This is a genomic window from Streptomyces parvulus, from assembly GCF_014648855.1.
Lineage (GTDB): Bacteria > Actinomycetota > Actinomycetes > Streptomycetales > Streptomycetaceae > Streptomyces > Streptomyces parvulus.
In genome coordinates this window covers 74,457-87,216 of record NZ_BMRX01000009.1, presented here as the reverse complement: position 1 = coordinate 87,216, position 12,760 = coordinate 74,457, and the positions used below count along the sequence as shown (strand labels likewise).

At 74.0% G+C, this 12,760-nt stretch carries 12 protein-coding genes and 1 pseudogene; 7 read left to right on the top strand and 6 right to left on the bottom strand.

The annotated features are described in order from the left end of the window. Nucleotides 1-354: 354 nt before the first annotated feature. Nucleotides 355-642 (bottom strand): chorismate mutase, encoded by a 288-nt coding sequence (locus tag IE108_RS18610; RefSeq protein WP_064729404.1) that lies wholly within the window; start codon nt 640-642, stop codon nt 355-357. A 336-nt stretch (nt 643-978) separates the two neighbouring features. Between IE108_RS18610 and guaA the strand changes: the two genes are divergently transcribed. Further along, nucleotides 979-2,559 carry a glutamine-hydrolyzing GMP synthase gene (guaA, locus tag IE108_RS18605; protein WP_064729405.1) on the top strand — a complete coding sequence of 527 codons (1,581 nt, stop codon included), beginning with the start codon at nt 979-981 and terminating at the stop codon, nt 2,557-2,559. A 3-nt stretch (nt 2,560-2,562) separates the two neighbouring features. Here guaA and IE108_RS18600 read toward each other — a convergent pair whose 3' ends face one another. After that, complete coding sequence (locus tag IE108_RS18600) at nt 2,563-3,072, bottom strand: pyridoxamine 5'-phosphate oxidase family protein (protein ID WP_064729406.1); 510 nt, start codon at nt 3,070-3,072, stop codon at nt 2,563-2,565. Nucleotides 3,073-3,197: 125 nt separating this feature from the next. On the opposite strand from IE108_RS18600, the gene IE108_RS18595 reads away from it, so the two are divergent. From IE108_RS18595 to IE108_RS18585, 3 genes are all read left to right on the top strand, one after another. Next, nucleotides 3,198-4,001, top strand: coding sequence for a class II aldolase/adducin family protein (locus IE108_RS18595; protein WP_064729407.1), 804 nt, complete (start codon nt 3,198-3,200; stop codon nt 3,999-4,001). Nucleotides 4,002-4,187: 186 nt separating this feature from the next. Further along, the gene (locus IE108_RS18590; protein WP_064729408.1) at nt 4,188-5,483 is read left to right on the top strand and encodes a hypothetical protein; all 1,296 of its coding nucleotides are present in this window, start codon (nt 4,188-4,190) and stop codon (nt 5,481-5,483) included. 147 nt (nt 5,484-5,630) lie between these two features. After that, nucleotides 5,631-6,161 carry a DoxX family protein gene (locus IE108_RS18585; RefSeq protein ID WP_064729409.1) on the top strand — a complete coding sequence of 177 codons (531 nt, stop codon included), beginning with the start codon at nt 5,631-5,633 and terminating at the stop codon, nt 6,159-6,161. 59 nt (nt 6,162-6,220) lie between these two features. Here IE108_RS18585 and IE108_RS18580 read toward each other — a convergent pair. Together IE108_RS18580 and IE108_RS18575 are read right to left on the bottom strand one after the other, a co-directional pair. Continuing rightward, a pseudogene (locus IE108_RS18580) lies at nt 6,221-6,412 on the bottom strand (hypothetical protein); the annotation flags it as partial. After that, nucleotides 6,399-7,808: a PspC domain-containing protein gene (locus IE108_RS18575; protein WP_064729411.1), complete on the bottom strand. Its 1,410-nt coding sequence runs from the start codon at nt 7,806-7,808 to the stop codon at nt 6,399-6,401. The gene IE108_RS18575 and the pseudogene IE108_RS18580, both read right to left, overlap by 14 nt. Nucleotides 7,809-7,988: 180 nt before the next feature. Here IE108_RS18575 and IE108_RS18570 point away from each other — a divergent pair, with 180 nt between their 5' ends. Together IE108_RS18570 and IE108_RS18565 are read left to right on the top strand one after the other, a co-directional pair. Then, complete coding sequence (locus tag IE108_RS18570) at nt 7,989-9,281, top strand: ATP-binding protein (RefSeq protein ID WP_064731932.1); 1,293 nt, start codon at nt 7,989-7,991, stop codon at nt 9,279-9,281. After that, nucleotides 9,278-10,024 carry a LuxR C-terminal-related transcriptional regulator gene (locus IE108_RS18565; RefSeq protein ID WP_064729412.1) on the top strand — a complete coding sequence of 249 codons (747 nt, stop codon included), beginning with the start codon at nt 9,278-9,280 and terminating at the stop codon, nt 10,022-10,024. Before IE108_RS18570 ends, IE108_RS18565 begins: the two co-directional genes overlap by 4 nt. A 16-nt stretch (nt 10,025-10,040) precedes the next feature. Here IE108_RS18565 and IE108_RS18560 read toward each other — a convergent pair whose 3' ends face one another. After that, entirely contained in the window at nt 10,041-11,096 is a 1,056-nt protein-coding gene (locus tag IE108_RS18560; protein WP_064729413.1) for a C40 family peptidase, read from the bottom strand. A 328-nt stretch (nt 11,097-11,424) separates the two neighbouring features. On the opposite strand from IE108_RS18560, the gene IE108_RS18555 reads away from it, so the two are divergent. Then, on the top strand, nt 11,425-11,778 hold the full coding sequence (locus IE108_RS18555; RefSeq protein ID WP_064729414.1) for a hypothetical protein: 354 nt from the start codon (nt 11,425-11,427) through the stop codon (nt 11,776-11,778). Here the strand turns inward: IE108_RS18555 and IE108_RS18550 are convergent. Further along, nucleotides 11,756-12,760, bottom strand: coding sequence for a tellurite resistance/C4-dicarboxylate transporter family protein (locus tag IE108_RS18550; protein WP_064729415.1), 1,005 nt, complete (start codon nt 12,758-12,760; stop codon nt 11,756-11,758). The two genes, IE108_RS18555 and IE108_RS18550, sit on opposite strands and share 23 nt — an antisense overlap.

The following is a 12,760-nucleotide window of genomic DNA, read 5'->3' as shown; positions in this document are numbered from 1 at the left end:
GCCGCGGGGCCCTTCCTCAGCCAGCACCGGCGTCAGGGCAGCGCCGGTGCCTCGGAGCGGCGCCGGGGGGTAGCGCCGCTGGTCTTGAAGGCTGTTCCGTCGGCCGGCCCCGGGCGTCCCCGGGGCCGGCCGTTCTCTTGGGTGACCGGGCTGCTGTCCCCTGCCGTCCGGTCACTTTTCTGGAGCGAGGTCCCACGACGTACGGCACGATCCGTACGTCTCATCGCTCCAGCGAGCCACGCGTGGTTCTCTCGGGCCCGCCCCTGGCTGACACGGACACCGGGACAACGAAGCCGTTCGCGCCGCGGTCACGCGCCGTACGGGTGAGACGGCGCCCGAACTCAGATACGAGGCTCAGACCCGCCCGCGGCACAGCTCCAGCACGGTCATCGCCAGCGGCGTGCCCGGCTTGCCGAGCGCCGAGCGGTAGTGGTCGAGGACCTCCATCTCGCGGGAGAGGTTCACCCGCCGGCCGCCGGAGGTGATCCGCGCCTCCTGGATGACGGCGGAGACGGCCATCCGCTCCTGGATGAGGCCGATGATCCGGTCGTCCAGGGCGTCGATGCGCTCCCGCGCGCCGGTGATCACCTCGGCGGCCTCGCTGGTGCGCGCGCCGGTCTTGTCTGCTGCGGTGACGGTCATGTCGGTGGCTCCTCGCCGGTGGAAGGCGGCGCCCGGAGCCGGCAGGGTCCGCGAACGCCAGGCGCCCCGGACCTTGTCGGCCCGGGGCGCCTGGGAAGTCGCTCGTCAGTTGCTCAAGCAGCACGACCATGGCAGCCGGTGGGCCGGTTGCCATAGGTAAACAGGAAGACCTGGTGCGTGAGCATGGCGCCAGTATGCCCGCGCGGCCGGGCGGTGTCCAAGCCGGTCCGCGCACCGGACCACGCACCGGGCCGGGCACCGGCCGGGACGGGCCACCCGCCCGCCTCGGTAGAATCGGCAGCACAAGACCCCCGCCCGACCGCCGGAAGGCACCCCGTGTCATCAGCGACTCCCGCTGCCGCCGCCCCCGACACCGTCCTGGTCGTCGACTTCGGTGCGCAGTACGCCCAGCTCATCGCCCGTCGTGTCCGCGAGGCGCGGGTCTACAGCGAGATCGTGCCCAGCTCCATGCCGGTCGCGGAGATGCTCGCCAAGAACCCGGCGGCCATCATCCTCTCCGGCGGCCCCTCGTCGGTGTACGAGCCGGGCGCCCCCAGCATCGACCGCGCCCTGTTCGAGGCGGGCGTCCCCGTCTTCGGCATGTGCTACGGCTTCCAGCTGATGGCGCAGACCCTCGGCGGCACCGTCGACAACTCCGGCGCCCGCGAGTACGGCCGTACCGACCTCTCGGTCTCCAAGCCGTCCTCCACCCTCTTCGAGGGCACCCCCGCCGAGCAGGCCGTGTGGATGTCGCACGGCGACGCCTGCTCCGCCGCCCCCGAGGGCTTCACCGTCACGGGCTCCACGCAGGTCGTCCCGGTCGCCGCCTTCGAGAACGACGAGAAGAAGCTCTACGGCGTCCAGTACCACCCCGAGGTGATGCACTCCACGCACGGGCAGCAGGTGCTGGAGCACTTCCTGTACCGGGGCGCGGGCCTGCGGCCGGACTGGACCACCGGGAACGTCATCGAGGAACAGGTCGCGGCCATCCGCGAGCAGGTCGGCGACAAGCGCGCGATCTGCGGCCTGTCCGGCGGCGTGGACTCCGCCGTCGCCGCCGCCCTCGTCCAGAAGGCCATCGGCACCCAGCTGACCTGTGTCTACGTCGACCACGGCCTGATGCGCCAGGGCGAGACCGAGCAGGTCGAGAAGGACTTCGTCGCCGCGACCGGCGTGCAGCTCAAGGTCGTCGACGCGCAGGAGCGCTTCCTGAAGGCGCTCGCCGGGGTCTCCGACCCCGAGGAGAAGCGGAAGATCATCGGGCGCGAGTTCATCCGCGTCTTCGAGCAGGCGCAGCTGGAGATCATGCGGGAGGACGGCCCCGAGGTCGCCTTCCTCGTGCAGGGCACGCTCTACCCGGACGTGGTCGAGTCCGGCGGAGGCAGCGGCACCGCCAACATCAAGTCCCACCACAACGTGGGCGGCCTCCCGGACGACATCGAGTTCCAGCTCGTCGAGCCGCTGCGCAAGCTGTTCAAGGACGAGGTCCGCATGGTCGGCCAGGAGCTGGGCCTGCCGGAGGAGATCGTCCAGCGCCAGCCCTTCCCCGGCCCCGGCCTCGGCATCCGCATCGTCGGCGAGGTCACCAGGGAGCGGCTCGACCTGCTCCGCGAGGCCGACGCCATCGCCCGCGAGGAGCTGACGGCGGCCGGCCTGGACCGCGAGATCTGGCAGTGCCCCGTGGTGCTGCTCGCCGACGTCCGCTCCGTCGGCGTCCAGGGCGACGGCCGCACCTACGGCCACCCGATCGTGCTGCGCCCGGTCTCCTCCGAGGACGCGATGACGGCCGACTGGTCCCGGCTGCCGTACGACGTGCTGGGCAAGATCTCGACCCGGATCACCAACGAGGTCAAGGACGTCAACCGCGTCGTCCTGGACGTCACGTCGAAGCCGCCGGGCACCATCGAGTGGGAGTAGGCGCTACGTGCGCCTGACCGTGCGCACGGGAGCACCGGGCCGCCAGATCTCGACGACGAGGTACCGGTCGTCCTCCACGTAGGTCCGCACGACCTCCGTCAGCTCGGTCCGGAAGAGGTGGAACGGCTCCGGCGGTTCCACCTCCTTCACGTACCGGGCCCGGGTCGCGGCGTCCACGACCTCCACCGCCCGGCCGCCGACGCGGACGTCCCCGCCGCCCATGCCGGTGCCGTCCCCCGGGTTCGCCTGGAGCGCGAACCTCGGGTCGCGGCGCAGGTCGAGCGCCTTGACCGAGCCCGGCATCATGCCGAGCCACAGCTCCCCGTCCAGGAACCGCACCTCCAGGCCGGTGGTGCGGGGCGAGCCGTCCTTGCGGAGGGTGGCGAGGACGTGGTGCGTGAAGGCGCCGAAGCGGGCCTCGACGGTGGCGGCCAGGGCGGGCTCGGCGGTGACGAAACCGGCCCAGTTCGCGGGGGCTCCGGCCGGCGCGACCGGTGGCGTGCGTGAGGTCATGCACCGAGTGTGCGGCCGAAACCCGACACCCTGTGTCGAGTATCGCGCCCGGATCTGTCGCACCGGCCGCACCCCCGGTAACTTCCGGCACGTAAGGCCATTCCAGTGCCGGAGGACAGAGACACATGCACGGGACGCCCGGGGCCACTCCGCCCCCGCCGCTGCCCACCGACCGGCTGCGGTTCGCGATGCCGCCGATGCACGACTCGGTCGAGGACGAACGCCGGCACCGCAAGGAGCGGCTCGCGGGCGCGCTGCGGATCTTCGGCCGGCAGGGCTTCGAGGACGGGGTCTCCGGGCACATCACCGCCCGCGATCCCGAGTACACCGACTGCTTCTGGGTCAACCCGTTCGGCATGCCCTTCGCCCACATCACGGTGAGCGACCTGGTCCTGGCCAACTCCGAGGGCCAGGTGGTGCAGGGCGGCCACCACGTGAACCAGGCCGCCTTCACCGTCCACTCCCAGGTGCACGCCGCCCGGCCGGACGTCGTCGCGGTCGCCCACTGCCACTCGGTGCACGGGCGCGCGCTGTCGGCCCTCGGCGACCTGCTCGACCCGATCACCCAGGAGAGCTGCGCCTTCTACGAGGACCACGCGCTGTACGACTCCTACTCGGGGGTCGCCGTCGACGCCGAGGAGGGGCGGCGCATCGCGCGGGTGCTGGGATCCGGCAAGGCGCTGGTGCTGCGCAACCACGGGCTGCTGACGGTCGGCGACTCGGTGGACGCGGCGGCCTGGTGGTTCCTGTCCCTGGAGCGGTCCTGCCAGGTGCAGCTGACCGCCCGCGCGGCGGGACGCCCGGTGCTGATCGACCACCGCCAGGCGGTGGCGACCCGCGAGCAGCTCGGCGGCGACCTGGTGGCGTGGATCAACTACCAGCCCATGTGGCGGGAGGTCAGCCGCGGCGAGCCGGACCTGTTCGACTGACGCCCTCCCGCGACCGCGTCAAGGCGGTGCCCCGTCGGTCACCCCCGCTGAGCACGGGGGACCGGGGCCGCCCGGCGCGCGGGCGTCGGCGTACGGCACAATTCGCTGTCGCCCCAAGGGACTTACCGACTCGGGGCGCTTTCACGGAAGTTCTTTCGCAGGGGTGCGGGAAGGCGGGCGTCGGGCGTGGCGGTGCAGGAGGCGAGACGCGGGAGCGGCTCGGACAAGGGCGCGATCGAGGCGGCGCACGGCGGCGGCTGCACCTGCGGCGACTGCCCGCACGGCGCCCGCGAGGGACACCGCCGGGCGGTCGCCGCGTTCCTGCGCCGGCGGGACGAGTTCGCCGCCGGGCAGGGGCTGCCGGCCGCCGTGGCGCACTCCGCCTCCGCCTCCCGGCAGTGGGTCTCGGAGGAACTGACCCAGTCCGCGGAACTGGTCGCCCGGCGCGGTCGCGCCGAGGGCGACGCCTGGCTGGCGGGGCTGGGCCGGCGCACGGTGGGGGCCGTGTGGGCGGCCGTCGTCCTGCTGCTGCTCGGGCAGTCCCTCACCGCGATCGGCGCCGGCTGGACCGCCGCGCGCACGGCCGGGCTCGCCGCGGCGCTGCTCGTGGCCGGGGCGCTGACCGCGGCCTGCTGGTTCCACCGGACGCGGGGCGGCGCGCTGGCCCCGGTCATCGGCGAGGACAACCGCCTCTCCACCTCCCGGGCCGTCGCGGTCGCCTGGGTCCTCCTCGTCGCCTACGCGGTGCTGGTCCTGGCCGGACAACTCGCGCTGGCCTCCGGACCCGACCGCCGGGACGCGCTGATCTCCGGTCTCGAACTCGGCCGCGCCACCGGTGCGGTGACCGTGCTCGCGGTGGTCTGCGGCATCGCCGTCCTGGTGCGCCGCGTGGTCGGGCTGCGGGTGCTGGGCCAGCGCCTGCAGAAGGTGCGGGCCGACCGGCCGCGCGCGTCCGACCTGCTGACGGACGACGCGGGCCGCGGCACCTTCGCCGACATCCAGTACGTCGTGATCAGCGCCGTCGCCCTGGTCTTCGCGGCGGTACGGCTGGCCCGGCGCCCCGAGCAACTCCCCGACCTCCCCTGGGGTCTTGCGGTGGTGGTGCTGGTGTCGGCGGCGACCTACCTGGCGGGCAAGTACGCCGAGGGCGGCCGGCCGGTGATCCTCTCCGTGGTCCGGGCCCGCGAGGCCGGCGACCTGGACGCGCCGATCCGCACCGGCGACGACATCGAGATCCGCGGCGCCGGATTCGTACCGCCGGGCGCCCAGCGCGCCGACCGCCTCTCCCGCATGGTCGTCCGCATCGGCGCCGTCAACGTCCACGTCCCCCTGGTCCCGGTGACCGGCGGTTTCAGCAACCCCACGGACGACGCGCTGACCGTCCCCGTGCCGGCCGACGTGGAACCCGGCCGGGTGGACGTCCAGGTGGTCACCGGCGCCGGCGTGGAGACCAACAGGTACGCGATCGACGTCACGGACTGACCTCGCCCGACCGGCCCTTCGGGGCGGCGCCAACCTGTCGAAACCGACAGCAAGAATCCGGCCGCGGAGGGTTGAGCGGGGCCCCCGTGTCGTACGTATGGTCTCGTTGGGGATCTCGGCACGCGCGGCGGGAGGCGGCTGGCAGTGATGACTCACGGTACGCGGGGCGAGGTGTACGCCCCGCGGCAGAGCGGCGGGGACTGGCGGGACAACGCCGCCCGGTACGCCCTCCTGCCCCTGCGGATCTTCCTCGGCGTCACCTTCGTCTACGCGGGCCTCGACAAGCTCACCGACGGCGCCTTCATGAAGGACTCGGGCGCCGGCTCCGTCGGCGACATGATGCGGACCGTCCGGGACTCCTCGGCCGTCCCGGCCCTGGTCGACATGGCCCTGAAGAGCCCGTCCGGCTTCGGCTACGCCATCGCCCTGGGCGAACTGGCCGTCGGCATCGGCACACTGATCGGCCTGCTGACCCGGCTGGCCGCGCTCGGCGGCGCGCTGATCTCGCTCAGCCTGTGGCTGACCGTCAGCTGGGCCGCCGACCCCTACTACTACGGCAACGACCTCCCCTACCTCATGGCCTGGCTCCCCCTCGTCCTCGCGGGCGCGCCGCTGCTCTCCGTGGACGCGGCGCTGCGGAGCCGGCGGCGGGGGCGGTCCGGGGCCGGGTACCAGTAGGGGCCTCGCCGCCTCGCCGTCCTGCCCCGCGGGCCGGTGCCGTGCGGTCGGACCGCTCAGCGGCGCCGGTCCGCGGCACGGGCGGCGACCCCGACCGCGCCCGCCGTGCACAGCCCGCCCACGACGAGCGGGATCAGCACGAACCACGGGGTCTCCCACAGGCCGCCCGCGTCGCCCGCGTAGACGACGCCGGCCACGATCAGGAAGACGCCGGCCACCAGCCGTCCGGGCTGGAACCTATGACGCAGCACGGCTCACCTCCGCCTGTCCGAGGCCGACCTGGAGGTCGAGGTCGAGCGTGCCGGCGTCCTTCTCGCGGACGGTGGGGGCCAGCGTGACCTCCTTGTGCTTGCCCGGTGCCACGTCCACGTCCTTCTCGTTCTCCCCCGGCAGCTGGATGTCGCCGACGCCCACCTCGACGGTGAGCCGCACGGTCATGTCGCGCGGCACGACGACCTTGACGCGGCCCACTCCGATGTCGGCGCGCGTCGTCACCGTCTGCCCGGCGGCCAGGTCCAGCCCGGTCAGGTCGAGCGTGCCGTCACCGGCGCCCAGGTGGTACTGCTCGCGCACGTCGGTCACCGCCGTCGGCCGCCAGGTGGTGCGGCTCCACTCGGTGCCCACGTCCTTCGGCACGGCCGCCGACCCGGCGAGCAGCACCGCCGTGACGATCGCCAGGAAGACCGACCCGGCTCCCGTGCGCCCCAGGAAGGCGCTGACGGCGATGCCGAGGCCGAACACGGCGAGGGCGCACGCCAGACCGGTCTGGAGGCTGGTCCCGAGCGGCTGCTCGTCCCAGGTCAGCCGGGTGCCGAGGAAGCCGGCGAGCAGCGCGAGGAGGAACACCCAGCCGCCGATGCCACGGGGGCCGCGGGTGCGCGGGGGCGCGGGGCGCGGGTCTCCCGGCAGGGTGGGGCCGCCCCGGCGCGGGATCCCGCGGCCGATGTTGACGGCGGCGGCGATGTCGCGCTCGTCGGATCCGGGCGGGCCCCACAGGTAGCCCGTACCGCCGTCGTGCGTGCCGTCCTTGACGATGGGGTCCCGCCACCAGGAGGGCCAGGTGAACATGACCGGGGGCGCCTGCGCCTCCGGGGGCGCGTCCGCGACCGCCTGCGCGGCTATCGGGACGGGGGCGGGGGTGGTGCGCTGCCGCGACCAGTACCCGGCGCCCGCGAGGAGGAGGGAGAGGACGACGGCGAAGGTGAGCACCCCGCCGTTGTGCAGCATGGTGAGGAAGACCCCGCAGCCGACGAGGGCGAAGAGCACCGCGGCCAGCGCCTGGCCGTCGACCCGGCCGGTGAGCAGTTTGCGGACCTCGTTCTCCTCCTCGTCGTCGTACGGGACGAAGAGCCAGGCGAAGCCGTAGAAGATCAGGCCGATGCCGCCGGTCGCGGAGAGCACCGCGAGGGTGATGCGGAAGATCACCGGGTCCAGGTCGCACTGGCGCCCGAGGCCGGCGCAGACCCCCGCGAGCGTCTTGTACCGCCGGTCGCGGCGGAACCTGTGCGGCGGCCCGGGGACGCCGGCCGCGCCCGGGTCCGCCGCGGCACCCGCGGCGTCCGCGGCGTCCCGCGGCCCGGCGCCCCGCGGGGCACGCGGGCCGGAGCCGGGCCCCCGACCCGTCGCGGCGTGCTCGTGATCTGTCATGGGTCCATGGTGACGGGCGCGGTGGCCGGACGGCAGCCGGTACGACCCTGGTCGGACCCTGATATCGGCCCCGACCCGGCGCCCGGGGAGCGTTCGAGCCGCCCGGGGACCGAAGATCAGGGGAGTATCCGGGGCCGACCCTGATGCTCCCCGTCCCGCCCCCGTGTGACCATCGGTGTCATGCCGGAAGCCGCAAGCGCGCCCCTCGTCGAACCGCGGCCGCCGCGCAAGCTCTACCGCAGCAGCGACGGACGCTGGCTCGGGGGCGTGGCGCGGGGGCTGGCCGGTCATCTCGGGCTGCCGGTCATCTGGGTGCGCTTCGTCTTCGTCGGGCTGTTCATGGCCGACGGCCTGGGCGCGCTGCTCTACGCGGCCTTCTGGTTCTTCGTGCCGCTGGGCGTCGGCGGCGTCGACGCCCAGAAGCCCCCGTCCCTCGTCACCTCCGAGACCTCTCCCGACGGCCGCCGCAGACTGATCGCCCGCAAGCCGGACAAGGGCCAGATCGTCGCCCTGCTCCTCATGGTCGTCGTCGCCCTGGTCTTCGTGGGCAACGTCGACCTCGGCGGCGGAGCCCGGGTCTACCTCTGGCCGACCGTGCTCGTCGGCGCCGGCGTCGCGCTGGTCTGGCGCCAGGCGGACAACGCGCGCCGGGCCCGCTGGGCCGAGGTGGGACGCCACCGGCGCACCGTCACCCTGCTGCGCTCGGTGGGCGGCGTCCTGCTCGTGACGGCGGGCGTCACCGGCGTCTTCGTCCTCCAGGGCTCCGCCGCCCACCTCGGCTCCGTCCTCCAGGCCGCCCTCGCCGTCCTCGTCGGCATCACGCTGCTCGCCGGCCCCTACCTGGTGCGGATGACGCAGGACCTCTCCGAGGAGCGGCTGATGCGCATCCGCGCCCAGGAGCGCGCCGAGGTCGCCGCCCACGTCCACGACTCGGTGCTGCACACCCTGACCCTGATCCAGCGCAACGCGGAGAACGCGGGCGAGGTGCGCCGCCTCGCCCGCGCCCAGGAGCGCGACCTGCGCTCCTGGCTCTACCGGCCGGAGGGCAACGGGAAGGACGAGGACGACGAGCCCACCACCCTCGCCGAGGCCGTCAAGCGCAACGCCGCCGAGGTCGAGGACAAGCACGGCGTCCCCATCGAGGTCGTGGTCGTGGGCGACTGCCCGCTCGACGACGGGATCGGGGCACAGATGCAGGCCGCGCGCGAGGCGATGGTGAACGCGGCCAAGTACGGTGGCGAGGGCGGCGCCGTACAGGTCTTCGCCGAAGTCGAGGGCAGGACGGTCTTCGTGTCCGTCCGGGACCGCGGCCCCGGCTTCGACCTCGACTCGATACCCGCGGACCGCATGGGCGTCAGAGAATCGATCATCGGCCGCATGGAGCGCAACGGGGGCACGGCGCGGCTGCGCGCGGTGCCCGACGGCGGCACCGAGGTCGAACTGGAGATGGAGAGGGCGGAGAAGACGTCATGAGCGACCCGACCGAGGGGAACGGAACGGCGGGAGCGGACGAGGCGGCCGAGCCCGCGCGGCCGGCCGGCGGCACCGCGGGGGAGCGGCGCGTGCGTGTGGTGCTCGTCGACGACCACCGCATGTTCCGCACCGGCGTCCAGGCCGAGATCGGCCAGACCGCGCAGACCGGCGTCGAGGTCGTCGGCGAGGCCGCCGACGTCGACCAGGCGGTCACGGTCATCACCGCCACCCGCCCCGAGGTCGTGCTGCTCGACGTCCACCTCCCGGGCGGCGGCGGGGTCGAGGTGCTGCGCCGCTGCGCCCCCCTGATGAGCGACGCCGAGCGCCCCGTCCGCTTCCTCGCCCTGTCCGTCTCGGACGCGGCCGAGGACGTGATCGGCGTGATCCGCGGCGGCGCCCGGGGCTACGTGACCAAGACGATCACCGGCACCGACCTGGTGGACTCGGTCTTCCGCGTGCAGGAGGGCGACGCGGTGTTCTCCCCGCGCCTGGCCGGGTTCGTGCTGGACGCATTCGCCTCGACCGACGCCCCGCCGGTCGACGAGGACCTGGACCGCCTCACCCAGCGCGAGCGCGAGGTGCTGCGCCTGATCGCCCGGGGCTACGCGTACAAGGAGATCGCCAAGCAGCTCTACATCTCGGTGAAGACGGTCGAGTCCCACGTCTCCGCGGTCCTGCGCAAGCTCCAGCTGTCCAACCGCCACGAGCTGACCCGGTGGGCGACGGCACGGCGCCTGGTCTGACGGGCACCCGCCCGCGTCACACCACCCGCGCCGCCCCCGCGAACGGCATCTGGTCGACGGGGGCGAGCCGGACCGGTGCCGAGGGGTTCGGGGCGTGGATCATCTGCCCCCGGCCGACGTAGATGCCGACGTGGCTGATGCCGGAGTAGAAGAAGACCAGGTCGCCCGGGGCGAGTTCGGACCGGGAGACGCGGCGGCCCGCGTCGATCTGGGCGTACGTGGTGCGGGGGAGGGAGACGCCGGCGGCGCGGTAGGCGGCCTGGGTGAGGCCCGAGCAGTCGAAGGCGTCCGGGCCGGTCGCGCCCCACACGTAGGGGCTGCCGAGCTTCTGGTAGGCGTAGGCGACCGCCGCCGCGGCACGGGCGTTGGGGGCCTCGGCCGGTGCGGTCAGGCCGTCCCGGGGGCCGGTGGCGGCGGCGCGCGAGGCCCGGGAGGCGGGGGCCCCGCCGAGCCCGGCGCGTTCCTCCGCGGTCAGCCCGGACAGCAGGCGCCGGGCCGCCTCCAGCTTGCCGGTGACGGTCTCGCGGTGACGTTTCAGCTCGGCCCGGCGCGACGTCAGCGACGCCACTTCGACGCGGGCGGCGCCGCGCAGCCGCTCGATGTCCCGCAGCTCCTTGCGCACCCGGCCCACGGCGGCCGTCTGCCGGCTCCCCACCCGTTCGACGAAGGCGGCGCCGTCGAGATAGCGGTCCGGGTCGGAGGAGAGCGCGAGCTGCACGGCCGGGGGGAGACCGCCGCTGCGGTACTGCGCCGCCGCGACCGAACCGAGCGCCTCCCGGGCCGAGTTCAGCCGGTCCTCCTTGCGCGCGGCCTGGTCCCGCAGCTCCTCCAGGCGCTCCTCGGCCGCGTCCGCCTTCTCCTTGGCGCCGTTGTACTTCTCGGTCGCTACCTCCGCCTGCCGGTACAGCGTGTCCACCTTGGTCCTGACCTGGGCCGCGGTCGGCTGCGGGTCGGCGTGCACGGTCCCGCCCAGGCCGGTCGCGGTGGCGGCGCCCGCGAGGGTGATGGTGGCCGCCGTACGGGCCCTCCCGGCGCCCGTCGCGCGCTGTCGCGGCCTGCGGTGCGTTCCCACCTGCGATCCACGTCCTTCCCACGACTCGGCCCGGCACGAGCCGGGCCGGCTCCGGTCCGCACCGGTGCCTGGGCCAGGACGCTAGGCGCGTCGATAACGGTCCGGTGACGGGATGAGCGGAAGTGGCGGTACCGGATCGGCCCGGGCCCGCATGTGACCGCGCGCCCGCCCGGCGGCCGTCGTCTTCACGCGGGGTGATGACCGAGCTGCCCGATCGGGGGCGGGTGGGGGACCGGAGCTGTTATGGGACGCATATATGCGCCGGGCCGCTCGGGTGCGGCCGGGCCGGTGTCGGAGCGTGTCCGGCCGCTCATTAGGCTCCGAACCCATGGACGTACTCATCCACCTCTTCGTCGGCCTGCACATCATCGGCATCGCCGCGCTCCTCGGGGGCTTCCTCACCCAGATGAAGGCGATGGGCCGCGGCACGGCCCGCTACACCCCCGCGATGCTGCACGGCGCGCTGACGATGCTGGTCACCGGTGTCGCCCTGGTCGGCCTCAACCAGGCCGACGACCAGTCCGTGGACAACGTCAAGATCGGCGTGAAGCTCGCCCTGCTGATCGTGATCCTCGGCCTCGTCTACGTGAAGCGCGACGACGAGAAGGTGGACAAGCCGCTGTTCGGCCTCGTGGGTCTGCTGACCGTCGCGAACGTCTTCATCGCGGTGCTGTGGACCTGACCCCCGAGGCCCCCGCCGAGCGCAGCCCGGCCCGGGCCTGGAGGACCGCCCCCGCCGCGACCGCCAGCCACCCGGCCACCGCGATCCACATCAGGACCCGGCCCGGCGCGTCCAGCCACCCCACGTCCACGGCGGCGGCCACCGACAGCGTCGCCGCCGCCGTCATGCCGAGCGGGAAGACCGTCGACCAGCGCCGCACGTCGTAGCGGACCCGCGGCCAGACGAACTCGGCGACGAGCAGGACGACGTACCAGGCGAGATCGAGGGTCAGCAGGAGGACGGTCACGTCGTGCAGCACGGCGCTGTCGTCCGAGTTCCACAGGTACATGCCCGTCCCGGCCGCCGCGATCAGCTTGGCGCCGGCCAGGGCCGAGATGGCGAGCGCCCCGCCCGCCACCCAGTGGTCACCGGAGCCCAGGGCGACCTGCCGCAGGTCGAAGCGGAACAGCGCGAGCAGGTAGAGCACGATCCCCAGCCAGAACGGCACCAGGGCCGCGTGCGCCAGCCAGGGCGTCGACGTGGCCGCGGACAGCGTGGCCCCGAGCACCGCCAGCCCCTCCGTCGCCACGCACCCCAGGAACACCGCCCCCGGCATCCCGCGCCCCCAGTGCCGCACGACCAGGACCAGCAGCCCCGGCCACAGCAGCGCCCCCAGCGCCAGCAGCGCCGCCGCCAGGGTCGTCCAGCCGAGCAGCGAGAACCGGGTGCCGACCACGGTGGTCGCGGCGACGGCGGTGAGCGCCCCCGGCGTCACCGCCCGCGTCAGCCACTGCGCGCGCTCGACCAGCAGCAGATGGGCGAAGTTCGCCGCCAGGGTGACCCAGGCGGCGCAGGCCAGGACGAGGGCCACGCGGGACAGGACCTCGTGCCCCGTCAGGTGCAGGGCGACCGACAGGATGCCGGTCGCCATGACCGCGGCCCCGGCCGCCGGTGGACGCTGCGCCCACCAGGCGCGCAGGGGGGAGGGGGATGTGCCGGACAT